At 74.3% G+C, this 23,469-nt stretch carries 22 protein-coding genes, 1 other RNA gene and 1 pseudogene; 3 read left to right on the top strand and 21 right to left on the bottom strand.

Annotated features, from left to right (window positions below; all coding sequences use genetic code 11):
- Positions 1-160: 160 nt before the first annotated feature.
- From EDF32_RS04915 to EDF32_RS04900, 3 genes are all read right to left on the bottom strand, one after another.
- Positions 161-1,501, bottom strand: a complete 1,341-nt coding sequence (locus EDF32_RS04915; RefSeq protein ID WP_233565714.1) for an extracellular solute-binding protein — start codon at positions 1,499-1,501, stop codon at positions 161-163.
- A gap of 161 nt (positions 1,502-1,662) precedes the next feature.
- Positions 1,663-2,826 (bottom strand): ROK family transcriptional regulator, encoded by a 1,164-nt coding sequence (locus EDF32_RS04905; protein ID WP_123307404.1) that lies wholly within the window; start codon positions 2,824-2,826, stop codon positions 1,663-1,665.
- A gap of 109 nt (positions 2,827-2,935) precedes the next feature.
- Positions 2,936-3,847, bottom strand: coding sequence for a PfkB family carbohydrate kinase (locus EDF32_RS04900; protein ID WP_123307403.1), 912 nt, complete (start codon positions 3,845-3,847; stop codon positions 2,936-2,938).
- Between the two features lie 144 nt (positions 3,848-3,991).
- Between EDF32_RS04900 and EDF32_RS04895 the strand changes: the two genes are divergently transcribed.
- Complete coding sequence (locus EDF32_RS04895; RefSeq protein WP_158614057.1) at positions 3,992-4,960, top strand: DUF4349 domain-containing protein; 969 nt, start codon at positions 3,992-3,994, stop codon at positions 4,958-4,960.
- A gap of 85 nt (positions 4,961-5,045) precedes the next feature.
- Here the strand turns inward: EDF32_RS04895 and ssrA are convergent.
- The 14 genes and pseudogenes from ssrA to EDF32_RS04825 form a co-directional block, all read right to left on the bottom strand.
- Positions 5,046-5,413, bottom strand: a transfer-messenger RNA (tmRNA) gene (ssrA, locus tag EDF32_RS04890).
- Between the two features lie 184 nt (positions 5,414-5,597).
- Positions 5,598-6,011 (bottom strand): hypothetical protein, encoded by a 414-nt coding sequence (locus tag EDF32_RS04885; RefSeq protein ID WP_123307401.1) that lies wholly within the window; start codon positions 6,009-6,011, stop codon positions 5,598-5,600.
- A 123-nt stretch (positions 6,012-6,134) separates the two neighbouring features.
- Positions 6,135-6,605 carry an SsrA-binding protein SmpB gene (gene smpB / locus EDF32_RS04880; RefSeq protein WP_123307400.1) on the bottom strand — a complete coding sequence of 157 codons (471 nt, stop codon included), beginning with the start codon at positions 6,603-6,605 and terminating at the stop codon, positions 6,135-6,137.
- A gap of 94 nt (positions 6,606-6,699) precedes the next feature.
- Positions 6,700-8,181, bottom strand: a complete 1,482-nt coding sequence (locus EDF32_RS04875; RefSeq protein WP_123307399.1) for a M23 family metallopeptidase — start codon at positions 8,179-8,181, stop codon at positions 6,700-6,702.
- Position 8,182: 1 nt separating this feature from the next.
- A complete protein-coding gene (gene ftsX, locus EDF32_RS04870) occupies positions 8,183-9,097 on the bottom strand; it encodes a permease-like cell division protein FtsX (protein WP_123307398.1) in 915 nt (304 codons plus the stop codon).
- Between the two features lie 251 nt (positions 9,098-9,348).
- Positions 9,349-10,029: pseudogene (ftsE, locus tag EDF32_RS04865) on the bottom strand (cell division ATP-binding protein FtsE); the annotation flags it as partial.
- Between the two features lie 167 nt (positions 10,030-10,196).
- Positions 10,197-11,315: a peptide chain release factor 2 gene (gene prfB / locus EDF32_RS04860; RefSeq protein ID WP_123307652.1), complete on the bottom strand. Its 1,119-nt coding sequence runs from the start codon at positions 11,313-11,315 to the stop codon at positions 10,197-10,199.
- Between the two features lie 20 nt (positions 11,316-11,335).
- Complete coding sequence (locus EDF32_RS04855) at positions 11,336-11,869, bottom strand: pilus assembly protein TadG-related protein (protein WP_233565712.1); 534 nt, start codon at positions 11,867-11,869, stop codon at positions 11,336-11,338.
- Positions 11,870-11,892: 23 nt separating this feature from the next.
- Positions 11,893-12,393 (bottom strand): pilus assembly protein, encoded by a 501-nt coding sequence (locus EDF32_RS04850; RefSeq protein ID WP_233565711.1) that lies wholly within the window; start codon positions 12,391-12,393, stop codon positions 11,893-11,895.
- Positions 12,390-12,770 (bottom strand): TadE/TadG family type IV pilus assembly protein, encoded by a 381-nt coding sequence (locus EDF32_RS04845; protein ID WP_123307397.1) that lies wholly within the window; start codon positions 12,768-12,770, stop codon positions 12,390-12,392. The genes EDF32_RS04850 and EDF32_RS04845 overlap by 4 nt, the downstream gene beginning before the upstream one ends.
- On the bottom strand, positions 12,767-13,024 hold the full coding sequence (locus EDF32_RS04840; RefSeq protein ID WP_123307396.1) for a hypothetical protein: 258 nt from the start codon (positions 13,022-13,024) through the stop codon (positions 12,767-12,769). Before EDF32_RS04840 ends, EDF32_RS04845 begins: the two co-directional genes overlap by 4 nt.
- An 85-nt stretch (positions 13,025-13,109) precedes the next feature.
- Positions 13,110-14,045, bottom strand: coding sequence for a type II secretion system F family protein (locus tag EDF32_RS04835; RefSeq protein WP_123307395.1), 936 nt, complete (start codon positions 14,043-14,045; stop codon positions 13,110-13,112).
- A complete protein-coding gene (locus tag EDF32_RS04830) occupies positions 14,042-14,902 on the bottom strand; it encodes a type II secretion system F family protein (protein WP_123307394.1) in 861 nt (286 codons plus the stop codon). Before EDF32_RS04830 ends, EDF32_RS04835 begins: the two co-directional genes overlap by 4 nt.
- Complete coding sequence (locus EDF32_RS04825; RefSeq protein ID WP_123307393.1) at positions 14,902-16,230, bottom strand: CpaF family protein; 1,329 nt, start codon at positions 16,228-16,230, stop codon at positions 14,902-14,904. The genes EDF32_RS04830 and EDF32_RS04825 overlap by 1 nt, the downstream gene beginning before the upstream one ends.
- A gap of 147 nt (positions 16,231-16,377) precedes the next feature.
- Between EDF32_RS04825 and EDF32_RS04820 the strand changes: the two genes are divergently transcribed.
- Complete coding sequence (locus EDF32_RS04820; protein WP_123307392.1) at positions 16,378-17,628, top strand: pyridoxal phosphate-dependent aminotransferase; 1,251 nt, start codon at positions 16,378-16,380, stop codon at positions 17,626-17,628.
- Between the two features lie 21 nt (positions 17,629-17,649).
- Here EDF32_RS04820 and EDF32_RS04815 read toward each other — a convergent pair whose 3' ends face one another.
- Together EDF32_RS04815 and EDF32_RS04810 are read right to left on the bottom strand one after the other, a co-directional pair.
- The gene (locus tag EDF32_RS04815) at positions 17,650-18,999 is read right to left on the bottom strand and encodes an LCP family protein (protein ID WP_233565710.1); all 1,350 of its coding nucleotides are present in this window, start codon (positions 18,997-18,999) and stop codon (positions 17,650-17,652) included.
- A 124-nt stretch (positions 19,000-19,123) separates the two neighbouring features.
- Positions 19,124-20,362, bottom strand: a complete 1,239-nt coding sequence (locus EDF32_RS04810) for a multidrug effflux MFS transporter (RefSeq protein WP_123307391.1) — start codon at positions 20,360-20,362, stop codon at positions 19,124-19,126.
- Positions 20,363-20,502: 140 nt separating this feature from the next.
- On the opposite strand from EDF32_RS04810, the gene EDF32_RS04805 reads away from it, so the two are divergent.
- Entirely contained in the window at positions 20,503-21,249 is a 747-nt protein-coding gene (locus EDF32_RS04805; RefSeq protein WP_123307390.1) for an SOS response-associated peptidase, read from the top strand.
- Between the two features lie 47 nt (positions 21,250-21,296).
- Here the strand turns inward: EDF32_RS04805 and EDF32_RS04800 are convergent, their stop codons facing one another.
- Both EDF32_RS04800 and EDF32_RS04795 read right to left on the bottom strand, forming a co-directional pair.
- Positions 21,297-22,424 carry an adenylate/guanylate cyclase domain-containing protein gene (locus tag EDF32_RS04800; protein ID WP_370449916.1) on the bottom strand — a complete coding sequence of 376 codons (1,128 nt, stop codon included), beginning with the start codon at positions 22,422-22,424 and terminating at the stop codon, positions 21,297-21,299.
- Between the two features lie 68 nt (positions 22,425-22,492).
- A complete protein-coding gene (locus tag EDF32_RS04795; protein WP_123307388.1) occupies positions 22,493-23,374 on the bottom strand; it encodes a biotin--[acetyl-CoA-carboxylase] ligase in 882 nt (293 codons plus the stop codon).
- Between the last annotated feature and the right edge of the window lie 95 nt (positions 23,375-23,469).

Raw genomic sequence — 23,469 nt, 5'->3', positions numbered from 1 at the left:
TTCTCTCCCTGGCCGGGCCTCGCCCGGTGACGCGGCGACCGGTCCCCCGGCGCCGTCGCGCGGATCTGCGTTGGGTCGTGCCTGCGTGGGTCGCGCGCCGCCGTGCGGGGCGCCCGTGCCCGGGCCCCCGGCCGCGGTGGCCGGGGGTCCGGGGCGGAGGTCACTTCCCGTTGAGCATGGGGGTGATCTTCGCGTCGTAGGTCTTCGCGAGCTGGGTCACGTCGCCACCCTCGGCGATCTTCTGGAAGAGCTCCTCCAGGACGTTGGCGCCCTCGACGGACGCCCATCCCGGCGCGGCCGGGGTGAGCTTGGAGACCTTCGCGGTGTCGATCGTCGTCTTCGCGAACTTGTCGTCGCCGAGCGAGGACACGTAGTCCGTGTTCGCCGGGCCGAGCCCGTTCTTGCCGAGCATCTGCTGGTACTCCGGCGAGAAGACGATCTTGAGCAGGTTCTCGGCGAGCTCCGGGTGCTGCGACTTCGCCGAGACGGCGATGTTGGACCCGCCGGCGAAGACCGGCGCCAGGCCGCCGTCGACGCCCGGGAGACCGAAGATGTCGAACTTCGAGTCGTCGGCCATGCCGTCGCGGACCTCCTTGCCGTCGTCGCCCTTGGTCATGTCGCCGATGGACCAACGAGCCCATCCCGGCGCCATGATCGTGGCCGCCTCGGGCGCCTCGCCGTCGACGCCGTCGTTGAGGAAGTCCCAGTAGGCGAGGTCCTTGCCCGTGGCCGGGGCGTTGGAGGCGCCCTCGTACACGTCCTGCCACTGCTCGAGGCCCTTGACCGACTTCGGGTCGGAGAGGGTCGAGACCCACTGGTCGCCGTCCTGCTTCGCGAGGTCGCCGCCGTTCGCGAAGATCCAGGAGATGCCGTTGCGCCAGTCCTGGCCGCCGATCGCGAAGCCGGACTGCTTGTCGGTCTTCAGCTTCTTGACGTCGTCGCCGAACTCGGCGAGCGTCTTCGGCGCCGTCAGGCCCGCCTTCTTCCAGATGTCCGCGCGGTAGAACATGTAGCGCGAGCCGAAGTAGTACGGCAGGGCGTAGTTCTTGTCGCCGACCTTGCCGACGTCGACGAACGACTGGAGGAGCTTGTCACCGCCCAGCTCGTCGTAGAGCGGGGTCAGGTCGCGGAACGCTCCGACGGTCGTGAACGTGGGCGACTGCGTGTTGCCGACCTCGACGACGTCGGGCGTGTTGTTCGCGTCGGGCAGCGCGGTCGTCAGCGAGGTGACCAGGTCCGGCCACTCCTGCTGCTCGATCGTGAGCGTGGAGCCGGGGTTCTCCTTGGCGAACTCCGTCTTCAGGTAGTCGCGCAGCTCGTCCGGCGTGTCGCCGCCGGCGAGCCAGAGGGTGATGTCCGCGGCCTCGGGCGTGCTGGACGCGCCCGACGACGCGGAGCCGTCCGCGGTGTCGTCCGAGTCGCTGCTGGAGCACGCGGCGAGCGCCATGGTCAGGGTGATCGTCGACGCCACCGAGGTGACAACGAGGCGGTTCCTCTTCACTGGGGTACTTCCTCTCGGTTTCTGCTGGGACGCGCGCTGGGGACGCCGTCGGTCGAGCTGGCGGGACTACGTGGAGCGGCCGTGCTGACTGGTGCTGCCTGGTGCGGGGTGCTGCGTCGTGCGGTGGGTGCCGTGCTGCTCGGGTGCTCGCCGGGTGGGGGTCACGAGACCCCCAGCTGTCCGGAGAGCACGAGGACCGCCGCCCCGGCGAGGACAACGTCCTCGTCGAGGGCGGCCATGCGCACGGAGAGGTCGGCGTGGACCACCGGCATCGTCCGTGCGCGGACGACCTCGAGCGCGCCCTCCCGGAACGGCCCGTCGAGCAGTTCCGCGGGCCCGCTGAGGATGACCTCGGCGAGGTTGAGCGCGCTCACGACAGGAGCCAGGGCGCCGCCCAGCACCCTGCCCGCCGACGCCAGCGCGGCGTCGGAGCCTTCGCGACCGAGCCCGGCGGTCGCGCGCCGCAGGGCGGGCACCGAGACGACCGTCTCGAGGCACCCCACCCGGCCGCAGCCGCAGGTCCGGTCGCTGTCCGGGTCGACGGTGACGTGGCCGATCTCCCCCGCCGCGTAGCCGTGGCCGCGCACGGGCGAGCCGTCCACGACCACACCGGCGCCGACCCCGGCGCCGACCGTCACGACCATGAACCCGGAGCCCTCGGCGCCGCCGAAGGTGAACTCGGCGAGCGCCGCGATGTTCGCGTCGTTGGCCACGTGCACGGGCAGGCCGAGCCGGTCGGAGAGCTCCGCCGCGAGGGGCACCTGGTACCAGCCGCGGTTCGGGGCCTCGATCACGTGGCCGGTGGCGTCGATGACCCCCGGCGAGCCGAGGCCGACGCCGAGCACGGGCTGGGTGGCGGAGGCCGTCAGGCGGCGGACGAACCGGGTGACGAAGTCGACGAGGTCCTCGCCGGTGCGCCCGTCGATGGGCAGCGCGGCGTGCACGACCGCCTCCCCCGTCAGCGCCATGACCGCGCCCCGCAGCTGCGAGGCGTCCGTCAGATCGACGGAGACGATCTGGTACGCGCTGGTCCGCATCCCGACGAGGATCGCGGGCTTGCCGACGCGCTGGCCGGGGCGGATGCCGCGCTCCTCGACGAGCCCCTCGGCGATCAGGACCGAGACGAGGTCGGAGATCGTGACCCGGGTCAGGCCGCTGGCGCGGGCGAGGTCCGCACGGGAGGTGGGCCCGTCGTGGAAGAGGTGCTGCAGGACGAGCGAGCGGTTGTGCGCCCGGGCGTGCTCGGGGAGCACCTTGGACGTGGGCCGCAGCACCGTGCGCATGCTGCGCCGGGGGGCCGCGGTCCGGTCGGTCTCGGTCGTCATGTTTGTTAGTAGAGCGACCTTACTAACACGGTGTCAACGGTTCGTTCGGACCGTGTCCAAATCGTTGCCGAGAGGAAAATCCGCCGAAACACGACCCGCAGGGCCCGCGTCAGCGCCGCGCGGCGATCCAGCCTCGCGCTCCCGCGTGCTCCACCGACCCGGTGGCGGTCCGGGCCGCGCTCCGGAGCGCGGCGAGCGGCGTGGCGCCGCCGACGAGCGCCGCGGCGCAAGCCCCGTGCAGCACGTCGCCGGCACCGAGCGTGTCCACGACGCGACGCGCCCGCGGCACCTCCACCGCCCGTTCCCGCCCCTCGGAGAGCACCTCGATCGGGCCGGGGCCCGCCGAGCGGGCCACGAACCGCGGGCCGAGCCCGGCGACCGCCCGCACCGTCCGGTCGGCAGGCTCGCCCGGCACGCGGAAGTCCGCCGAGAGGACGACGACGTCGCACAGCCCCAGCAGCTCGGGCGTGCCCGGCTTCCACGACCCGCCGTCGAGGAGCACCGTCGAGCCCCGGCCGCGGGCCACGCGCGCCAGCAGGAGGGCCAGGTCGTGGTGGTGCCCGTCCAGCAGCAGCACGTCGCCCTCGCGCCATCGCGACGGCGCGGCGAGGCCCGCGAGGCGCTGCGCGACGTCGGGGTCCTCCGCGGTGCCCGCGGCGCGGGCGGTCTCGCCGGCCCGCGTGGCGTTGGTGCTGGCGACGGCGCGCTCCCCCGTCGCCGCGGTGACGAGGACGGTGGACACGGGCGGGACGTCGTCGGGCCCGGCGACGTCGAGCAGGTCGACGCCGGCCGCCGACAGCCCCGCCGCGACGAGCGCGCCGGCGGGCGACCCGCCGACGCGGGTGGCGAGCAGCGCCGGCACGCCGAGCGCGACGGCGGTCGCCGCGGCGTTGGCGGCGGGGCCGCCGAACGTCACGGACGCGCCCGCGGCGACGACCTTCTCGTCCGCCCGCGGCACCCGCTCGACGGTCTGCATCACGTCCAGGGTCGCGAGCCCGCAGCACACCAGCACGCGAGCCATCGTCCCAGGTCGGCGGGCGCCGCGGGTGCCGACGGTACGGGCGGGCGCGATGGGCGAATTGCCCGGATCACGATGTCAGCACGGATCGGTCACGATCGGGTACCGAGCCGGGCGCCGCGAACCGCCGAACCCTACGCTCGCCCCATGAGAGCCCTCCCGCGCCGCGCCGGTGCCGCACTCGTCGGCACGCTGCTCGCCGCCGCGCTGGTGACCGGCTGCTCCTCGTCCGACTCCTCCGACACCTCAGCCTCGTCGGTGGCCGACGCCGGTGCCGGTGCCCGTGCCGGCTCGGCGGCCGACGAGGCTGCCGACGAGGACGGCTCCGCCGCCCAGGACCGCAGCATCGTCACCACCGGCTACGTCACGGTCCTGGCCGACGACCCGGTCGGCGCGTCCGACCGGGTCTCCCAGATGGTCGAGACCGCCGGCGGGCGCGTCGAGGCCCGCACCCGGTACGAGCCCGCCCCGGGAGAGGACGCGGCGGCCTCCGCGGACCTCACCGTCCGCGTGCCTGCCGACGCGGTCACCGGGACGGTCGAGGCGCTCGGCAAGCTGGGCGACGTCCGGGACGTGAGCATCGACAGCACGGACGTCACCTCCGACGTGCAGGACCTCGACGCCCGGATCCTCGCGCTGAGCACGTCGACCCAGCGCCTCGAGGAGCTCATGGCCAAGGCGGCCACCACGTCCGACCTGCTCGCCGCGGAGAAACAGCTCACGAGCAGGCAGGGGGACCTCGAGAGCCTCGAGGGCCAGCGCAAGGCGCTCGGCGACCAGGTCGCGATGTCCACGCTCTCGATCTCGATCACGGAGCCCGACGCGCAGCCGGAGCTCTCCCCCGGCGGCTTCCTCGGCGGCCTCTCGACGGGCTGGGACGCCCTCCTGAGCTTCCTCAACGCGGCGGTCGTCGTCGTGGGGGTGCTGCTGCCGTGGATCGTCGCGGTCGCGGTCGTGGCGGCCGTGGTCCTCGCCGTCCGGCGCCGTCGGCGTCGAGGGGCGGAGGGCACCTCGGGGTCTGCGGGCGGGCGCGGCGGCCCCGAGGACGACGACCACGGCCCCGCAGGGCCGTCCGGCTCCGCGACGGACACCGAGCTCGTGGGCGCAGGACGCTGAGGCGGCCCGCGCGCCCGGCGCACGACGAAGCCCCCGCCCGGTTCTCCGGGCGGGGGCTTCGTCGTCGGGTCCGGCAGGACCCCAGGGGTGGAGGTGCGGGGAATCGAACCCCGGTCCGGCAGCGCTTTTCCAGGACTTCTCCGGGCGCAGTCCGCAGCGATTTTCTCAGCCTCAGCACTCATGCGGACGAGGTGCTGACAGGCTCAGTCGGCTAAGAGTCCCCGCGATACCACCGACGAGCATCGCGAGCAGTGGCTCTCTGTCTGACGCCAGGAACCGAGGCGAGAGCTACCCCGGGCTGACGGACTTCGAAGACTCGCTCAGGCGGCGAGTGCGAAGTCGGTGCGCTTGTTATCGGCACCTATGGTTTCGCAGACATCGTTAACGAGATAAGTCTGCATCCTCGGCCCGCTTCTCCTCGAAGCACGACCACCGTCGAAACCGATCACCCCCTGTGCAGTTGTCAAGCAGACCGGCACGCCCGGGCCCGAGGGCCCTCACCTGCCGGACGCCGACCCGCTGCCGCGGGCCGGACTCGTCCATCGTACCCGTCAACACCGCCGGCGGCCCCACTATTTCCGGCGCCCACCACGCGGGCCGAGACGCCCTGGCGGGACGCCGGCAGCGGTGGCGGCCGCTACCTCTTGCCGGTCAGCGCGTCGGCGACCAGCCCGCCCGCGATGCCGAGCATGAACACGTCCTTGGACAGCGCCGTGCCCTCCTGCGTCGGGCGGAAGCCGTCCGGCTGGGTCATTCCCGGGGTCTTGAGGTACAGGCCGACCAGCCCGCCGGAGAAGCCGGCCAGGGCCAGGCCGACGAGCCCGGAGGGCACGAACGGCACCAGGAGCGCGGCGCCCAGCGCGATCTCCGCGGTCGAGAGCGTCTTGACGAACTCCTGCGGGTCGACGTCCGCGAGGAAGGGGTAGGTGCCGGCGGCCAGGCCGTGCAGGCCGGCCGCGGTCTCGGCGTCCGCGCCCCGCTTGCCGAGGCCCGAGTTGAGGATGTACGCGCCGGTGACGAGGCGCGGGATGTACTGACGGAGCTTGACCACGGGCTACCTCCGGGCGTCGTCCCGTGACGGCGCCGGTCGGACGGACAGGGACCCCGGTACCGTACGACGCGCCGCGGGCGGCTGCACCCGGCAGGAAGGCCCGCCGGCCGTTCTCCGCGACCGTCAGCGCAGCTCGCGGGAGCGCATCGCGCGCAGCGCCTCGCGGTTGTCCTGCTGCTCGCGCAGCGTCTGGCGCTTGTCGTACTCCCGCTTGCCGCGCCCGACGGCGATCTCGACCTTCACGCGCCCGTCCAGGAAGTACAGCTGCAGCGGGATCAGGGTGTGGCCCTTCTCGCGCGCGCGGATCTCGAGGCGGTGGATCTCGTCGCGGTGCAGCAGGAGCTTGCGCCGCCGCCGCGGCGCGTGGTTGTTCCACGTGCCCTGCGTGTACTCCTGGATGTGCACGTTCTCGAGCCACGCCTCGCCGCCGTCGATCGACGCGTACCCGTCCGCGAGCGACGCCCGGCCCTGGCGCAACGCCTTGACCTCGGTGCCGCTGAGCACGAGGCCCGCCTCGTAGACGTCCTCGATCACGTAGTCGTGCCGCGCCTTGCGGTTGGTGGCGATGACCGACCGTCCCGCGTCCTTCGCCATCGTCCGTACTCCCTCACCTGCCGCGCTCGCGCCGTCTGCGCACGCGAGGGACCAATCTACGCGACCCGGGCCGGGCGATCACGTCCTTTGCCGGTCAGAGCACCGTCATCGGGTTGATCGTCGTGCCGTTGATGTAGATCTCGAAGTGCAGGTGGCACGCCGTCGAGGTCCCGGTGCTGCCGGAGTAGCCGACGACCTGGCCCTGGCTGACGTGCTGGCCCACCGACACCGCGAACCGCGAGAGGTGGTTGTAGCTCGTCATCACGCTGCGTCCGCTGTGGAAGCCGTGGTCGACCATCACCTGGTTGCCCTTGCCGCCCCAGTACCGCGTGTACAGGACGGTCCCCGACGCCGACGCGTACACCGGGGTGCCGCAGTGCGCGCGCAGGTCGGTGCCCGAGTGCAGCCGCCACTCGTCGTAGACCGGGTGGTAGCGCATCCCGTAGGACGACGTCACCGTGTGGTCCGACGTCGGCCAGTGCAGGAACGACAGGTACCCGCTCGAGCCGGAGGACGAGCCGCCGGACGAGGACCCGCCGGACGAGGAGCCACCGCCCGAGGACCCACCGCCCGAGGACCCGCCGCCCGAGGACCCGCCCGAGGAGCTGCCGCCGGACGACGAGCCGGACTTCTTGCGGGCGGCGGCGTCGGCCCGGGCCTGCGCCTCGGCGGCGGCCTTCGCCTCCGCCTTCGCCCTGGCCTCGGCCGCCGCCTTGGCCTTGCGGATCCGCTCGTCGCGCGCGACCTGCTGGGCGATGACGGCCTTGAGGTCCGACTCGAGCTCGTCCTGCTTGGCGGCCTCCTGCGCGAGGTCGCCCTTCGTGGCGGCCTTGCGCTCCTCGATCGTCGCCTGCTTCGACTTCTGCTGGACGAGGAGGTTCTCGATCTCCGCCTTGCGGTCCGCGGCGGCCTGCCGCGCGTTCTTCGCGTCGACGACGTTCTGGTCGGCCTCGTCCTTGAGGTCGGCGATCGTCTCGCGGATCGCGGCGAGCCGCTCGGACCGGTTGCGCGCGACCGACTCGGCCTCGCGCAGGTCGTCGAGCGTGCGGGAGGTGGTGCGCGACGCCGACGCGACGGCCGCGTACTCGGCGACGAACTCGTCCGCGTCCTGCGCCCCCGTGACGATGCCGAGCCCGTTGACCGCGCCCTCGCCGCGGATCGCCTGGCGGGCCATCTCGGCGAGGTCGGAGCGCGCGCCGTCGACCTCGGCCGAGCTCTTCTCGATCTCCTCGGTGACCTGGGTCTCCTGCGCCCGGGCGTCCTCGAGGCGCTGCGCCAGCTGCTCGGCCTCCCGCGTGGTGCGCGTGACCTCCGCCTCGGCGTCGGCCAGCTCCTGGCGGGCGGCGGGCAGGCGCGACTCGATGTCGTGCAGCTCGAGGACCGCCTGCGCGAGCGCGGCGTCGGTGTCCTCGAGCTGTCCGGCGAGCTCCTCGCGCTTGTCCTGCGCGGCGGCCTTCTCGCGCTCGATCTGCGCGCGGTGGTCGTCGATGTCGTCGGCCTGCGCCGGCACGGCCAGGAGCAGGGCGAGGACGGCGACCAGGCAGGCCGCGAGCGCGCGGCGGACGGTGCGGAGCATCTCAGATCCTCGTGTAGCGGCGCAGGGTCACGACGGACGAGATCGCCGCGAGCAGGAAGGCGATCCCGACGAGCGCGGGCGCGAGCAGGAGCACGTCCGAGGCGTCGACGTAGGCGACCCAGGAGACAGACTCGGCCAGCCAGTCCGAGACGAGGTACTTGACCCCCAGCAGGAGTCCGCCCACCGCGAGCAGGGAGCCCACCACGGCGGCGATCGCCCCCTCGAGCAGGAACGGGAGCTGGATGAACACGTTCGACGCCCCGACCAGGCGCATGATGCTCGTCTCGCGCCGGCGGCTGAACGCCGAGAGCCGGATGGTCGTCGTGATCAGCAGCACGGCCGCCAGCAGCATCACGCCGGCGAGCCCGGCCGCGAGCATCGACGCCCGGTTCATCGCGAGGAAGATCGGCTCGAAGATGGCCCGCTGGTCCTCGACGGACTCGACGCCGGGCCGCCCGGAGAGCACGTCGCTGACCACGACGTAGTCCTTCTCCGGGTCCGTGAGCTTCAGGCGCAGGGACGCCTGCATGTCGTCCTCGGTGAGCGGCACCTGCATGTACCCGTCCGGGAAGCGCTCCTGGAAGGACTTGAAGGCGTCGGCCTTGGTCTCGACGTACGTCTTCTGCACAGAGTCCGCGAGGTCGTCGTCGATGACGTCGCGCAGCCCGTCGATCTGCTCCTTCGTGGCCTCGCCCCCGGCGCACGTGGCAGCCGGCGAGTCCTGCGGGCACAGGTAGACGGTGACCTCGACGCGGTCGTACCAGTCGTCCTTGAGCTTGCCGATCTGCATCTGCAGCAGCCCGGCGGCGCCGACGAACGTCAGGGAGACGAACGTGACGAGGACGACCGAGATCGTCATCGACAGGTTGCGGCGCAGCCCGGAGCCGATCTCGCCGAGGATGAACTGCGCGCGCATCAGGCCTCGCTCACGACGACGTCGCGGGGTTCGGCGTCGCTGGCTTCGGCGTCGCTGGCTTCGGTGTCGCTGGCTTCGGCGTCGCTGGCTTCGGTGTCGCTGGCTTCGGTGTCGCTGGCTTCGGCGTCGCTGGCTTCGGTGTCGCTGGCTTCGGTGTCGCTGGCTTCGGTGTCGCTGGCTTCGGTGTCACGGGGCCCCGTGGCGCGGACCGTGCGCACGACGGCGCCCGTCTCGGGGTCGACCGACTGCGCCGAGTCGTAGGTGCCCTCCGCCTCGTCGCGGACCATGCGGCCGTCGGTCAGCTCGACGACCCGCTTGCGCCACTGGTTCACGGTGTCCTCGTCGTGGGTGGCCATGACCACCGTCGTGCCCTGGCGGTTGATCCGGTCCAGCAGGCGCATGATCCCCATCGAGGTCGTCGGGTCGAGGTTCCCGGTCGGCTCGTCCGCGAGCAGGATCGGCGGGCGGTTGACGTAGGCGCGCGCGATCGCGACCCGCTGCTGCTCGCCGCCGGACAGCTCGTGCGGCCGGCGCTTCTCCTTGCCGCCGAGCCCCACCATCTCGAGGACCTCGGGGACGGCGAGCTGGATCGTGTGCCGCCGCTTGCCGATCACCTGGAGCGCGAAGGCGACGTTCTCGTAGACCGTCTTGTTCGGCAGGAGCCGGAAGTCCTGGAACACGATGCCGATCTTGCGGCGCAGGTCGGGGACCTTCCAGCTCGAGAGCGTCGAGAGGTCGCGCCCGGCGACGAACACGCTGCCGGCGGATGGCCGCTCCTCGCGCAGCACCAGGCGCAGGCAGGTGGACTTGCCCGAGCCCGACGGTCCCACGAGGAACACGAACTCGCCCCGCTCGATCTCCAGCGAGATGCCGTCGAGCGCGGGCCGCGCGCCGCGCGCGTAGACCTTGGTGACGTTCTCGAGTCGGATCACAACAGCTCACGCTTCGCTCGGGGCAGGGTCGCTCGGACCCGGGGGCGAATCGACACTAAGCACCGCGAGCTGGCGTGGATGACCGACACGCCGCGCGCCCGGGCACCCGGCAGGCAGCTCGGCGGGGACCACGGGTCCGCGCCGGTTACCGCCGACGCGGGGCTGCGTCAGCGCGCGTCGCGCTCCGCGGACCTGCGCCAGCGGATCCCGGCCTCGATGAATCCGTCGATGTCGCCGTCGAACACACCGGCGGTGTTGCCCACCTCGTGCTCCGTGCGCAGGTCCTTGACCATCTGGTACGGGTGCAGCACGTAGGACCGCATCTGGTCGCCCCAGCTCGCCTTGATGTCGCCGGCGAGCGCCTTCTTCTTCGCGTTCTCCTCCTCCTGGCGCACCAGGAGCAGGCGGGACTGCAGCACGCGCAGCGCGGCGGCGCGGTTCTGGATCTGCGACTTCTCGTTCTGCATCGAGACGACGATGCCGGTGGGGATGTGCGTCATGCGCACCGCGGAGTCGGTGGTGTTGACCGACTGCCCGCCGGGACCCGAGGAACGGAACACGTCGACCTTGATCTCCGACTCGGGGATCTCGACGGAGTCGGTCTGCTCGATGAGCGGGATGACCTCGACGGCGGCGAACGACGTCTGGCGCCGACCCTGGTTGTCGAACGGGGAGATCCGCACGAGCCGGTGCGTGCCGGCTTCGACGGAGAGGTTGCCGAACGCGTAGGGCGCCTTGACCTCGAAGGTGGCCGACTTCAGGCCCGCCTCCTCCGCGTAGGAGGTGTCGAGCACCGTGGTCGGGTAGCCGTGGCGCTCGGCCCAGCGCAGGTACATGCGCAGGAGCATCTCCGCGAAGTCGGCGGCGTCCACGCCGCCCGCGCCCGCGCGGATCGTCACGACCGCCTCGCGGACGTCGTACTCCCCCGCCAGCAGGGTACGGACCTCGAGCTCGCCGAGCGTCTTGCGGATCGCCTCGAGCTCGCCCTCCGCCTCCGTGAGCGTCTCGGCGTCCCCGCCGTCCTCGGTCGCCATCTCCACGAGGGCCTCGAGGTCGTCGATGTCGCTGGTCATGTGCGTGATGCGGTCGAGCTCGCTCTGCGACTGCGACAGGGCGGTGGTGACCTTCTGCGCGGCCTCCGGGTCGTCCCACAGGTCGGGGGCCGACGCCGCCTCGGACAGCTCGGCGATCTTCGCGCGGAGCGCGTCCGGGTCGCTGACGGCGCTGATGGTCTCCAGCGTCGCGCGCAGGTTCTTGATCTCGTGCGGGAAGTCGATGGTGGCCACGAGCGTCCAGGGTACGCGGTTCACCAGGCCCGGGCCGTCGAGCGGGCCCGCACCAGGACGCCGTCGGACCACGGGGCGGTGGCCCAGCTGACCAGGACGGGACGGGAGCGCGCGGTGAGCACGACCCGTGCAGAGCGCCCGTCGGGCGTCGAGGCCTCCACGAGGGCGACGTCCTCCAGCCCCGCGGTCACGCGCGGGTTCTGCGCGAGGTAGTCGACGACGGCGTCGCGCACCTCCGGGTCCGTCAGGACGAGGCCGCCGGCCACCTCCGGCGGCGGCGCGGTGCCCTGGTAGAGCGACTGCTCCGCGACCGCGTCGGCGGCGGCGAGGGCGGCGCCGTCCGCGACGTCGAGCAGGCGCGTGCGGTCGAGGTGGATCGCGGTCGCCGAGACCACCACGGTCACCAGCACCAGCACCAGGGCGACGAACCCCGTGGCGAGGAGCAGGATCCGGCCGTCCTCCGCAGATGCCTCACCGCCCGGCCCGTGCACGGGGGCGACGCGTCGCGCCAGCCACCGGGCGCACCGTCGCGCCCCGGCCGCCGGTCGCGCCACCGCTCGCCCCACCATGCGCCCGGTCACCACCGGTCGACGGCGTGCTCGTCGACCGGTGACGCCTGCACCGCCTCGACCGGCACCGCGAGCGAGCGCCCGTCGAGCAGGCCGCGCGGGACGAAGGGGAGGCCGACCTCGTAACGGACGGTCACGACCACGGTGCTTCCCGGGACGTGGCACGGGTCCGACGAGCACTCGACCGAGACGTCCGCCGTGCCCGGGAGCCTCTGGTCGGCGAGAGCCAGCCGGGTGGCGGTCTGCGCCCGGGCTGCGGCTGCAGCAGCGGAGTCGGCGGTCACCACGGCACGCGCGACGGAGCGCGCGGCGCTCTCGACCGCGAGCGCCCCGGACTGCACGCGGGCCACCGCCACGACGAGGTAGAGCGCCGGCACCAGCAGGAGCACGGTCGCACCGATGAACTCCACGAGCGCGTTGCCCCGGTCACCGTCGCCTCGGCGCAGCGCGTCGAAGCGCCGGGCGAGAGCGGCCCCGGCTCCACGGACGGCGCGGCCCAGGCCCCTCATGCGGGCTCCTCGACGGCGTGACCGACGACCGTCATGACCCCGGACGGCCCGAGCACGCCGACGACGGGCAGCGGGGCGACGACGCGCACCTCGACGACGGCGAGGCCGTCGACGCTCGTCGTCGTCGCCGTGACGTGCTCCGCGTAGCGGGAGGCGACGGACGCAGTGATGAGCTCCTGGGCGCGCACGACACCGTCGTCGGCGCCGCGGTCCGCCCGCGCCGCGAGACGCGCGCCCTCGCCCGCGCTGTCGACCAGGACGGAGTGCACGTGCAGCGCGAGAGCCACCTGGACGACGCCGAGGAAGACGACGACCACGAGCACCGAGACGAGCACGAACTCGGTGACTGCGGACCCCCGCTCCCCTCGCCCGCTCACGGCCCGTTGACCCCCTCGATGGCGTCCTGGAACGCGCTGGTCAGCAACGGCCCGGCGACCGCCCAGAGCGCGATGACGAGCCCGGCGGTCATCAAGGTCACGAGCACCCAGCCGGGCACGTCGCCGCGCTCGGCGCCTCCGGTCAGGAGGCGGCTGTGCAGCCGCCCGACGAGGCGACTGGCGCGGCCCGGCCGGGCCGGGGGCGCCGTCGTCGTCTCGTGCCGCTCGGTCTGGACGGGGTTCGCGTCGGTCATGGCTGCTCCTCGGTGGGTGGGACGTCGGGTGTTCGGGGTCTCGGGCGTGTCGACCACGGGTCCGCGGGCCGGTCGCGCGCGGCGGTCACAGGCCGATCCGGAGGGTCGCGAGGCTCGGGAAGACGGCGAAGACGACGGTGACGGGCAGGACGAGGAAGACGACCGGGACCATCATCGCCACCTCCTTGCGCCCGCCCTGCTCCATCAGCTCGCGACGGCCCGCCTCGCGCACGTCCTGGGCCTGGGCCCGGAGCACGTCGGCGAGCGGCGTCCCGCGGTCGACCGCCACGGAGACCGTCTCGGCGAAGCGGCTCAGGCTCACGAGCTCGGTGCGCGACGCGAGGCGTTCGAGCCCGCGCGCGAGCGGGACCCCGGACCGCCCCTCGGCGAGCAGGAGCCCGAACTCTCTCGCGAGCTCGCCGTGGACCGTCGTCGCCACGCGCTCGACCGCCGCGAGCGGGCCCTCGCCGGCGCCGACGGCGAGCGCGAGCAGGTCGGCGAGCGCGGGGAACTCCGCCTGCATCCGGGCCTCGCGGCGCCGTGCGCGACGCGTGAGGTCGGCGTCGCAGGCGAGGGCGCCCCCGAGCGCCGCGAGGACCACGACCAGCGTCGGCAGCAGGATGCCCGGTTGCCGCACCGCCGCGATGACGAGCGCTCCGGAGAGCCCGAGCGCGAGACCGGCCGCGCCCCACACGAGCTGCCGCGACCGGAAGGCCTCGACCGACTCGGTGATGCCCGCGCGACGCTGACGGCGGGCGACGTCCGCGTGCGAGGACCCCAGCCGCTCGAGCAGCGGGACCAGGCGCTCGGACAGGGGCCGCACCACCAGCGCGAGGGGCGTGCGAGCGCCGGGGAGAACGCTCAGGAGGCCCGAGGACGACTCGGACACCCGCAGGTACGGGGCGACGCGCTCGACCAGGCGTATGCGCCGCCGGCGCAGGGCAGCGACCACCAGCAGGACGCCCGCCGCGCACACCAGGCCGGCGACCGCGCCCGAGGCGGACCATCCGACGGCGCTCATCGCAGCACCCTCTCCTCGCTGGGGAGCCGTCCGATGCGGATCATCGCGCGGTAGGCGACGAGCGAGCAGACCGCCCCGCCCGCGAGCACGAGCGCCCCGGCGACCGAGTCGTACGCGGCCGCGGTCTCCGGGCGCGTCGCGAGCAGGCCGAGGACGACCCAGGGACCCGCCACGGCGACCCGCGCCCCGTTGACGGTCCACGACTGCCGCGCCTCGAGCTCGCCGCGCGTGCGGGCGTCCTCGCGCAGGAACGCCGAGAGCGTGCGCAGGAGCCGGCCCAGGTCGGCGCCGCCGACGTCGCTGGTGATACGCAGGGACTCGACGATCCGGTCCCCGACGGGGTCGGCCAGCCGGTCCTTGAGCGCGTCCAGCGCGTCGGAGAGACGGCCGCCGGCACGGTAGTCCTGCGCGAAGGCCGCGAACGGGGCGCGCAGCTCGGCCGGCCCGCGCTGTCCGATCTGGCCGAGCGCCTCGGGGATGCTCAACCCGGCCCGGACCGCCGAGACCAGGTGGTCGACGACGTCGGGCCACAGGTCGCGCAGGACCATGCTGCGCTTGCGTGCGCGTGACCGCACCACGGCTCGCGGTGCCAGCCCGGCAAGGACACCGAAGCAGACGGCGATCGTCGGCGAGCGGGTGAGCGCGAAGACGACGAGGGCCGTCAGCACCGCGAGGCCGACGGTCGCCGCCGTCAGGGTCCCGGGCGAGATCTCCGGGAAGCCCGCCTGGACCAGAAGGTCCCGGGACCGCGCCCGCCGGAGGTCGCCGCGACGCGGCCCGCGCCGGGGCGGCGCCCAGAACGACGCCCACACGCTCACCAGGCCCGCCCCGAGGACCAGGCCGACGACGACCCCCATCAGCGCACCCCCGTGCCGAGCGCCTCGTCGTGGTCCGCGGCGCGCAGGATCGCCGCGACGTCGATCCCGGCCCGCGCGAACCTCTCCTCGCCCGGGGGATAGCCCGAGGCGCGCACGAGCCGTCCGTCGCGGGTCGTGAACAGCTCGCTCGCCTCGACCACGCCCGCCTCCACCCGACCGGAGACCCCGAGCACCTCCCGGACGCGGCGGACCCCGTGCGCGTCGATCCCGAGGTGGACGACGACGTCGACGGCCGCGGCGACCGTGGGGACGACGAACCTGTCGGAGATGTTCGGCCCGGCGAGGAGCGGCAGGGTGCAGAGCTTGACCAGCGCCTCGCGACCCGAGCTCGCGTGGATGGTGCACAGCCCCGGCACCCCCGCGTTGAGTGCCACGAGCAGGTCCAGGCTCTCCGCCTCGCGGACCTCCCCGATCACGATGCGGTCGGGGCGCATGCGCAACGCCTCCTTGACCAGGCGGCGCAGCGGCACCTCTCCGGTGCCCTCGAGGCTGGGCTGGCGGCACTGCATCGCGACGAGGTCGCGCGACTCGAACCGAAGCTCGAACACCTCCTCGCAGGTGATCACGCGCTCCTGCCCGGGGATGGACCCGGCGAGCGCGTTGAGCATGGTCGTCTTGCCAGCCTGCGTCGCACCCGAGACCAGCACGTTCAGCCCGGCGCGGACCGCGGCGTCGAGGAACCGCGCCGCGGGCGCCGGGAGCGACCCCATGCGGACGAGGTCGTCGATCCGCGAGGTCCGGGCCACGTGCTTGCGGATGTTGACCGCGAAGTGCCGGCGGGTGATGTCGGGGATGACGACGTGGAGCCGTTCACCACCCGGCAGCGTCGCGTCGACGAACGGGCTGCTGAGGTCGAGGCGGCGCCCCGAGGAGCGCAGCATCCGCTCGACGAGATCGCGGACGGTCGCCTCGGTGAGGATCGTGGTGGTCAGCTCGGGGACGCCGTCGCGGGCCACGAAGACGGTGGCCGGGGAGTTGATCCAGATCTCCTCCACCGCCGGGTCGTCGAGGTAGGCCTGCAGCGGGCCGAACCCCGCGACCGCGTCCAGCACCGCCCGCGCCGTCGACCGGACGTCCGCGAGCGCCGGCACGGAGCCGATGGCCGCGCGGCGCTCGTAGTCGGCCACCGCGTCCTCGACGAGGAGCGCCGTGGCCTCGGGGTCCGTCGCCGGGTCGACGTCGCCGCGCCGCACCAGCTCGCGCACCTCGGCCTCGACGATCCGCGTGCCGTCGCCCGGCAGCGCGTGCACCGTGGGCACGCCCTGCACCGTCCTCGCGACCGACCTTGCGCCGGACGTGACCGCCATCCGCACCCCTCGTGCCTGAGTGCCGGTGGGGGCGGCCCTGCCCGCCCCCACCGGCGCCGGCCCCCTGCCGACGTGCGGGAAGCCTAGGCGCGATCGCGTGCGCCCGGTCCTGCCCTGTGGAAAACCCGTCGGCTAGGGTCGCCACCCATGAGCACCTCCCTCGAGCAGGCAGGCCCGTACCCGCCCGGCCGCTGGCGGGACGTCGCCCGCGCGTCGGGCCTCCTGGGCCCCACCGGCACGGTCACGCAGACCGTCTTCGCCGAGATGACGCAGCTCGCCACGGCCACCGGGGCGATCAACCTCGGGCAGGGCTTCCCCGACGTCGACGGCCCCGCCTGGGTCCAGGAGCTCGCGGTGGACGCGATCCGTGCGGGCCACAACCAGTACGCCCCGGGCGACGGCGTCCCTCCGCTGCGCCGGGCGGTGGCCGACCACCAGCGCCGCCGCTACGGCCTCGACCTCGACCCGGACACCCAGGTCCTGGTCACCACGGGCGCAACCGAGGCGATCGCGGCGACCCTGCTCGCCCTCGCCGGCCCCGGCGACGAGGTCGTCACGCTCGAGCCGTTCTACGACTCCTACGCCGCGAGCATCGCGATGGCCGGCGCCACGCACGTCACCGTCCCCCTCGTAGCGACCCCCGCAGGGTTCCGCCTCGACCGCGAGGCGCTGCGCCGCGCCGTCGGGCCCCGTACCCGCATCGTCCTGCTCAACTCTCCGCACAACCCCACGGGCACCGTCCTGGACGCCGACGAGCTCGCGGCGATCGCCGCCGCCGCGCGCGAGCACGACGCGATCGTCGTCACCGACGAGGTCTACGAGCACCTGGTGTTCGACGACGCGCGGCACGTCCCGGTCGCGACGCTGCCCGGGATGGCGCAGCGCACCCTGGCGATCAGCTCCGCCGGCAAGACCTTCTCCTTCACCGGCTGGAAGGTCGGCTGGCTCACCGGGCCCGCCGAGCTGGTCACCGCGGTCCGCACCGTCAAGCAGTTCCTCACCTACTCCTCCGGCCCCGCCTTCCAGCACGCGGTCGCCGGCGCCCTCGCCGACGACGACGCCCCGCGCGCCCTCGCCACCTCCCTCGCCGCGCGGCGCGACCTGCTCTGCGCGGGCCTGGTCGCCGCCGGTTTCGACGTCACCGTCCCGCGCGGCACCTACTTCGTCGTCGCGGACGGCGCCCCGCTCGGCTTCGCCGACGGGTGGGACCTGTGCCGCCGGCTCCCGGACCTCGCCGGCGTCGTCGGCGTGCCCGTCTCCGCGTTCTGCGGCACGGACGCCGACGGCGACCCCTCGGCCACCGCGCGCGCCCTCGCCTCCCGCGTCCGGTTCACCTTCGTCAAGCGCGAGGAGGTCCTGCGCGACGCCGTCGGGCGCCTCGCGGCCCTGCGCCGCTGATCCCCGCGGGCCCGCCCGCGCTCAGTCCGGGCAGACGCCCTCCGCGGTCGTCGCCGTCGGCGACGGGGTCGGGTCCGGCTCCGACGACGGCGCCGCCGTCTCCTTCGGCGCCGACGGGGCCCTCGTCGAGGACGGGCGGGAACCGCCGTCGGCCTCGGCCGCGTCGCCCGGCATCGGCGGCAGGCCCGGGGGCGGCTCGTCGGCCGCGACCCGCTCCCAGATCTCGTCGGTCCCCTCGGCCCAGACCACCCGGTTCGGGTCCGACGGCGCGTCGACGACCGGCAGGGCGGTGAACACGATCCGGTCGGCCGGGACCGAGCGCAGGCTGAACGCGAGGCCCGCGAGCGCCGCCGGGCTGCCCAGGCCGGGGCTCGTGCTGATCGAGCGCAGCGTGGCCTGCACCACCTTGTACAGCCGGGGCGAGTCGGTGACGAGGTTCTTGGACAGCACCTCCTGCGACATCGCGTCGAGGAACGCCTGCTGCCGCGTGATCCGCGTCAGGTCGCTGCCCAGCTCTAGCCCGAACCCGGTGCCGTGCCGCACCCGCAGGAAGTCGATGGCCGTGCGGCCGTCGAGCACCTGCTCGCCCGCCGGCAGGTCGAGGTCCGGCTTGACGCCGTGCATGGCCTCGGGCAGGCACATCCGCACCCCGCCGACGGCGTCGACGATCGGCTCGATGCCGTTCATCTGCACCACGACGTGGTCGGTCGTGCGCACGCCGGTCAGCTGCTCGACGGTGCGGCGCGTGCAGGCGGCCGCGCTGCCGATGTCCTCGTCCGGGCCGCCCCCGATGGTGAAGGCCTCGTTGAACATCGCCGAGCTGCGCGGCGACGTCGTCGTCCCGTCGCCGAGCGTGCAGGAGGGGATGTCGACGAGCGAGTCGCGCGGGATCGAGACGACCTCCGCGCGCGTGCGGTCCGCGGAGACGTGCACGAGCAGCGTCGTGTCGGAGCGCATCCCGTCCCCGGTGCCGGCGACGTCGACGTTGGTCCCGCTGCGCAGGTCCGTGCCCATGACCAGGAGGTTGATCGGGTCCCCGGCGTACGGGTCGGTCGGGTCGGGCGCCGTCGTCGGCACGGCGACCGGGCGCTGGACCGGGCGGTCCGAGCCCAGCAGGGGGTCGACGTCGTCGACGCGCAGGTCGGAGCTGAGGTCGAGGTAGGCCGCGCCCGCGCCGGCGGCGACGAACGCGACGACACCCGTGAGGCCGAGCGCGAGCAGCCGCAGCAGGTGGGGCCGGTGACGCGGCGGCGTGTGGCGCGGCGCGGGCCGGTGCTCGTAGGGCCCTCGGGGCCGCCCGGGGGATGCCGCGCGGCGGCTGCCGGAGGGCTCCTCGAGCGCCCCGGCGCCCTCCGTCGTCACGGCCGCCACGCTCGAAGACTATGCCGGAGCAACGGCGCCGCGACCGCAGGGCGGGCCGGGACGCGCCGCTGACCGCCCCAGGATCACCCGGCGACGACCCGCCGACCGCCCGCGCACGGCACCTCGCGGACGGTCAGAGCTCGGCGTGCCAGCCGCCGCGCCGGAACGCCGGGGTCGCGGTCGCGAGCACGAGGATCGCGAGCAGCACGGCGCCGAGCATGACGGTCGCCATGGCGACCGCGTCGCCCCCGAGGGCGCCCACGAGCGGGCTGATCGACCCGGCGATGCCGGACTGGAACGCGCCGATCACGGCGGCGGCGGTCCCGGCGATCTCCCCGTGCCGCGAGAGCGCGAGCGCGGAGGCGTTCGCGGGGATCATGCCCTGCATGGCGAGCACGAGCCAGAGCGCCGCGAGCAGCCCGAGGATCCCGCCGCCGCCGGTCAGCGCGATGACGAACAGCACGAGGGCGAAGAACGCCTGCAGCACGATCGCGGTGCGCAGCAGGCGGATCGGGGCGACCCGCCGCACCAGGGAGGCGTTGACCTGCGCGGAGACGACCAGCCCGATCCCGTTCGCGGCGAACAGCAGCGAGAACTGGGTGTGCGTGAGCCCGTAGCCCTCCTGCAGCACGAACGGCGAGCCGACGACGTAGCTCATGAGCACGGCCTGGCCGAGGCCGGGGATGACCGCCAGCGCGACGAAGTGGCGGTCGCGCAGCAGGGACCGGTAGCCGCCGAGGACGGAGCGCGTGCCGCCGGGGCGGCGCCGCTCGGCCGGCAGCGACTCGGGCATCCAGCGCAGGACGATCGCCGCGAGCACCGCGCCCATGATCGCGAGCAGGCCGAAGACCCACCGCCACGTGCCGAACCCGAGGACCGCGCTGCCGATGGTCGGCGCGAGCAGCGGCGCGAGCCCGATCACGAGCATCAGCCGCGACAGGATCCGTGCGGCCTCGGAGCCGGTGAACCGGTCGCGGATCACCGCGAGCGCCGAGACCTGCGACGCCGCGTTGAAGAACCCCTGGAGCACGCGCAGCGCGACGAGGCCGCCGATGCTGGGCACCACGATGCACGCCAGCGAGGTGAGCACCTGGAGCACGAGGCCGACGACGACGGGTGCCCGCCGCCCGTAGCGGTCCGAGAGCGGCCCGATGACGAGCTGGCCGACCGCGCCGCCGATGAGCATCCCGGAGACGGTGAGCTGGGCGAGGGCGGGCGTCGTCGCCAGGTCGCTCGTCACGTCCGGCAGCGCGGGCAGGTACATGTCCACCGTGAAGGCGGGCAGGGCGGTCAGCGCGCCGAGCAGCAGCACCCAACGGATCGGGGACCGGGGCGCGGGAGGGGCGCCGGGCGGGACCTGGGGTGTGCTCACCGGTCGATGGTAGGTGCGTCGCAGCCCTCCTGTCGTATCGATTCGACCCGGGTTCGTCACACCTGCCGTGGTGACCGGGCGCTGCAGGGTCCGACGACGGTGCCCCGGCGGGTGTCGGCGGCGTCCGGCACCCTGGGGGCATGTGCGGACGCTATGCCTCGTTCACCGACGCCCAGGACCTCGCCGACGAGTTCGCGATCGCCCGCGTGGCGGACGACGCCCGCCTCCTGCCGCCCTCGTGGAACCTCGCCCCCACCGACCCGGTGCGCATCGTGGTCGAGCGCGCCGCGCGGGGCACCGGCGAGGTCGAGCGGACGCTGCGTGTCGCGCGCTGGGGCCTGGTGCCCGGCTGGGCGAAGGACCCCTCGGTCGGCACGCGGATGATCAACGCCCGCGCCGAGACCCTCGTCGACAAGCCGGCGTTCGCCAAGCCGCTCGCGGTGCGCCGCTGCCTCCTGCCCGCCGACGGGTACTACGAGTGGATGCGGCTGCCCGCGCCGGACGGCTCGGCGGGCTCGGCCCGCACCCGCAAGCAGCCGTACTACCTCACGGGCGAGGGCGGGCGGCCCGTCGCCCTCGCCGGGCTGTACGAGTTCTGGCGCGACCGCTCCCGCGCCGACGACGACCCGGACCGGTGGCTCGTCTCGGCCACCGTCGTCACCACGGACGCCTCCCCGGACCTCGCCCGGATCCATGACCGCATGCCCGTCGTCCTGCCCGCCGGGACCTGGGACGCCTGGCTCGACCCCGCCCGCGGCCGGGACGAGGCGCTCGAGGTGCTGCGGGCCGGGTCGGTCACGATGCGCGCGCGCCCCGTCGGCGGTGCCGTCGGCTCGGTCGCGAACGACGGTCCGGGGCTCGTCGAGGAGGTCCAGCCGCAGGAGTGAGCCGCGGCCGCCGGCCACGGCCCCACGGCGATGGTCCGACGATGCGGTCAGGCGCGCTCCAGCCGCACGGGACGCACCGTCCCGAGGCCCTGCAGCTCCTGCGCGGGCTCGTACGTCAGCGCGAACCGCCGGTCGTGGCGAAGCCGCTCGGCCGTGCCCGGGTCGACGAGCACCGTCGAGGGCTCGGCGATCTCGGTCAGGCGCGCGGCGAGGTTGACGGAGGTCCCGAACACGTCGCCGAAGCGCGAGAGCACGCGACCCCAGACCAGGCTCACCCGCACCGGCGGGACGTCCACGTCTCCCTGCCCCCGCAGCGTCGGCGCCTCCGCGAGCGCGAGCGCGACGTCCGCACCGGTCGCCGGGTCGTCCGCCACGAAGAGCACGGCGTCGCCGATGGTCTTGACCACCCGGCCGCCCGCCGCCGTGATCTGGTCGCGGGCGCCCGTCTCGAAGAGCTGGACGAACTCGGCGAGCTCCGCCGACCCGAGTCCCGCGGTGCGCTTGGTGAAGGAGACGATGTCGGCGAACCCGACCGCGCGGGGCAGCGGGAGCCGGGCGGAGTCGTCCTCCGCCGCGCGCGCCCCCGAGAACTCGACGGCGAACCGGCCGGCGACCGCGGCGAGCTGGCGGCGCCAGGCGTGCAGGAGCTGCCGCTCGAGGACCGGGGCCAGGTCGGGAAGGCGGTCGAGGACGAGCAGCCGGGCGCTCGTGTCGTCCAGCCCGAAGCGCCGGGACATGTGCTCCACGAGCGCCTCGACCTGCCAGAGCGCGAGCCGCTCGGTCGTGTGGCCCATCGAGCGCACGAGGGTCGTCTGGATCCGCTCGTCCAGCTCTTCGCGCGCGAAGAGGGCCGAGATCTCCCGCAGCGCCTGCGCGTCGGCCTCCGTGAAGTGCGGGTCCGCCGGGTCCGTCACCGGCAGACCGAGCCAGCGCCAGTAGTCCGCGACCGCGTCGGCGTCGAGGTGCGCGTCCTGCGCCAGGTCGTCGAGCGCGAGGGTGCGGGGACCTCCGAGGAGCACCTCGTCGAGCCGCTCCGCGGTCGAGCGCCGCACCGCGTCCCCGTGCCCGTGGACGGGCGGCTCGGCGGAGGGCTGCGGGGAGGCGGGCCGCGAGGAGAAGGGCTGTGGGGGCGTCGGCGGAACCTCGCCGTCGGGACGGTCGTCGCTGAGCTGCACGCAGGCCATCCTAGTGACCGCGATCACCCGCGCGGTCGCGATCACCCGTGCGGTCGCCCCTGACCCGCTCAGTCGCCGGTCCCCGCCAGCCGCGCGTGGTGCACGTCGCCGGCGACCACGCGGCGCACCGCCCCCGACGCGTCGCGCACGAGCAGCGCCCCGTCGTCGTCCAGGCCGGTCCCCTCGCCTTCGAACGCGGCGCCCTCGAACGGCGCGCCCTCGAGCGCCGCGCCGGCCGCCGGCTCGACGCGCACGCGCGCACCCACCGACACGCACACCGCCGCGCACTCGTCGCGCAGCCCCGCGCCGACGGCGTCCCCCCCGGCGTCGCGCCAGCGCCCGAGCACGTCCCCGAACGACTCGTGCAGCGCCGTGAGCAGCACCTCCCGGTCGGTGGTCGCGGCCCCCGCCAGCAGCAGCGAGGTCGCGGTCGGCACGGGCAGCTCGGCCGGGGTCTGCGACACGTTGACACCCAGGCCCACGACGACGGCGCCGTCGCCCAGCGCCTCCGCGAGGATGCCGACCACCTTGCGGGGACCGCCGGTGTCGTCGGGCACCGGGACGAGGACGTCGTTGGGCCACTTCACCACCGCCGCGACACCCGCGGTGGCGCGCAGGGCGTGCGCGGTCGCGAGGCCGGCGAGCAGCGGCAGCCAGGTCAGCGCCGCGACCGGGACCGGCGGGCGCACGAGCAGCGAGACGACGAGCGAGGAGCGCGGCGTCGTCGTCCACGTGCGCCCGGCACGCCCCTTGCCGGCGCTCTGGTGCTCCGCGACCAGCAGCGCCGGGGCGGGCCACGCGTCGGGGTCGGCGCGGACCGCCGCCGCGAGCTGGTCGTTCGTCGAGGGCGACTCCTCGACGACCTCGAGCCGGCGCAGCGGCCGGCCCTCGCCGACGAGGAGACGCCGCAGCACGTCGGGGCGCAGCCGGGGACGCTCGGGGATGTCCATGGCCCCATGATGCCGCCGGGAGGCGCCGTTGTGGAGAACCACCAACGACGACCCGTCCCTCGCTGCGTCGAGGCGCTATCGAGATGGAGGCATCC

The organism is Cellulomonas sp. PhB143, assembly GCF_003752595.1.
Taxonomy (GTDB): Bacteria; Actinomycetota; Actinomycetes; order Actinomycetales; family Cellulomonadaceae; genus Paraoerskovia.
Note: the sequence above shows the minus strand (reverse complement) of the source record. Positions and strands in the feature narration are given on the sequence as shown.

Coding starts and splice junctions, on each gene's coding strand:
- EDF32_RS04905 (WP_123307404.1), bottom strand. CDS start 2,826: ATGACGACCGAGACCGACCGGACCGCGGCCCCCCGGCGCAGCATGCGC.
- EDF32_RS04900 (WP_123307403.1), bottom strand. CDS start 3,847: ATGGCTCGCGTGCTGGTGTGCTGCGGGCTCGCGACCCTGGACGTGATG.
- EDF32_RS04895 (WP_158614057.1), top strand. CDS start 3,992: ATGAGAGCCCTCCCGCGCCGCGCCGGTGCCGCACTCGTCGGCACGCTG.
- smpB (WP_123307400.1), bottom strand. CDS start 6,605: ATGGCGAAGGACGCGGGACGGTCGGTCATCGCCACCAACCGCAAGGCG.
- EDF32_RS04875 (WP_123307399.1), bottom strand. CDS start 8,181: ATGCTCCGCACCGTCCGCCGCGCGCTCGCGGCCTGCCTGGTCGCCGTC.
- ftsX (WP_123307398.1), bottom strand. CDS start 9,097: ATGCGCGCGCAGTTCATCCTCGGCGAGATCGGCTCCGGGCTGCGCCGC.
- EDF32_RS04850 (WP_233565711.1), bottom strand. CDS start 12,393: ATGAGGGGCCTGGGCCGCGCCGTCCGTGGAGCCGGGGCCGCTCTCGCC.
- EDF32_RS04840 (WP_123307396.1), bottom strand. CDS start 13,024: ATGACCGACGCGAACCCCGTCCAGACCGAGCGGCACGAGACGACGACG.
- EDF32_RS04835 (WP_123307395.1), bottom strand. CDS start 14,045: ATGAGCGCCGTCGGATGGTCCGCCTCGGGCGCGGTCGCCGGCCTGGTG.
- EDF32_RS04830 (WP_123307394.1), bottom strand. CDS start 14,902: ATGGGGGTCGTCGTCGGCCTGGTCCTCGGGGCGGGCCTGGTGAGCGTG.
- EDF32_RS04825 (WP_123307393.1), bottom strand. CDS start 16,230: ATGGCGGTCACGTCCGGCGCAAGGTCGGTCGCGAGGACGGTGCAGGGC.
- EDF32_RS04820 (WP_123307392.1), top strand. CDS start 16,378: ATGAGCACCTCCCTCGAGCAGGCAGGCCCGTACCCGCCCGGCCGCTGG.
- EDF32_RS04805 (WP_123307390.1), top strand. CDS start 20,503: ATGTGCGGACGCTATGCCTCGTTCACCGACGCCCAGGACCTCGCCGAC.
- EDF32_RS04795 (WP_123307388.1), bottom strand. CDS start 23,374: ATGGACATCCCCGAGCGTCCCCGGCTGCGCCCCGACGTGCTGCGGCGT.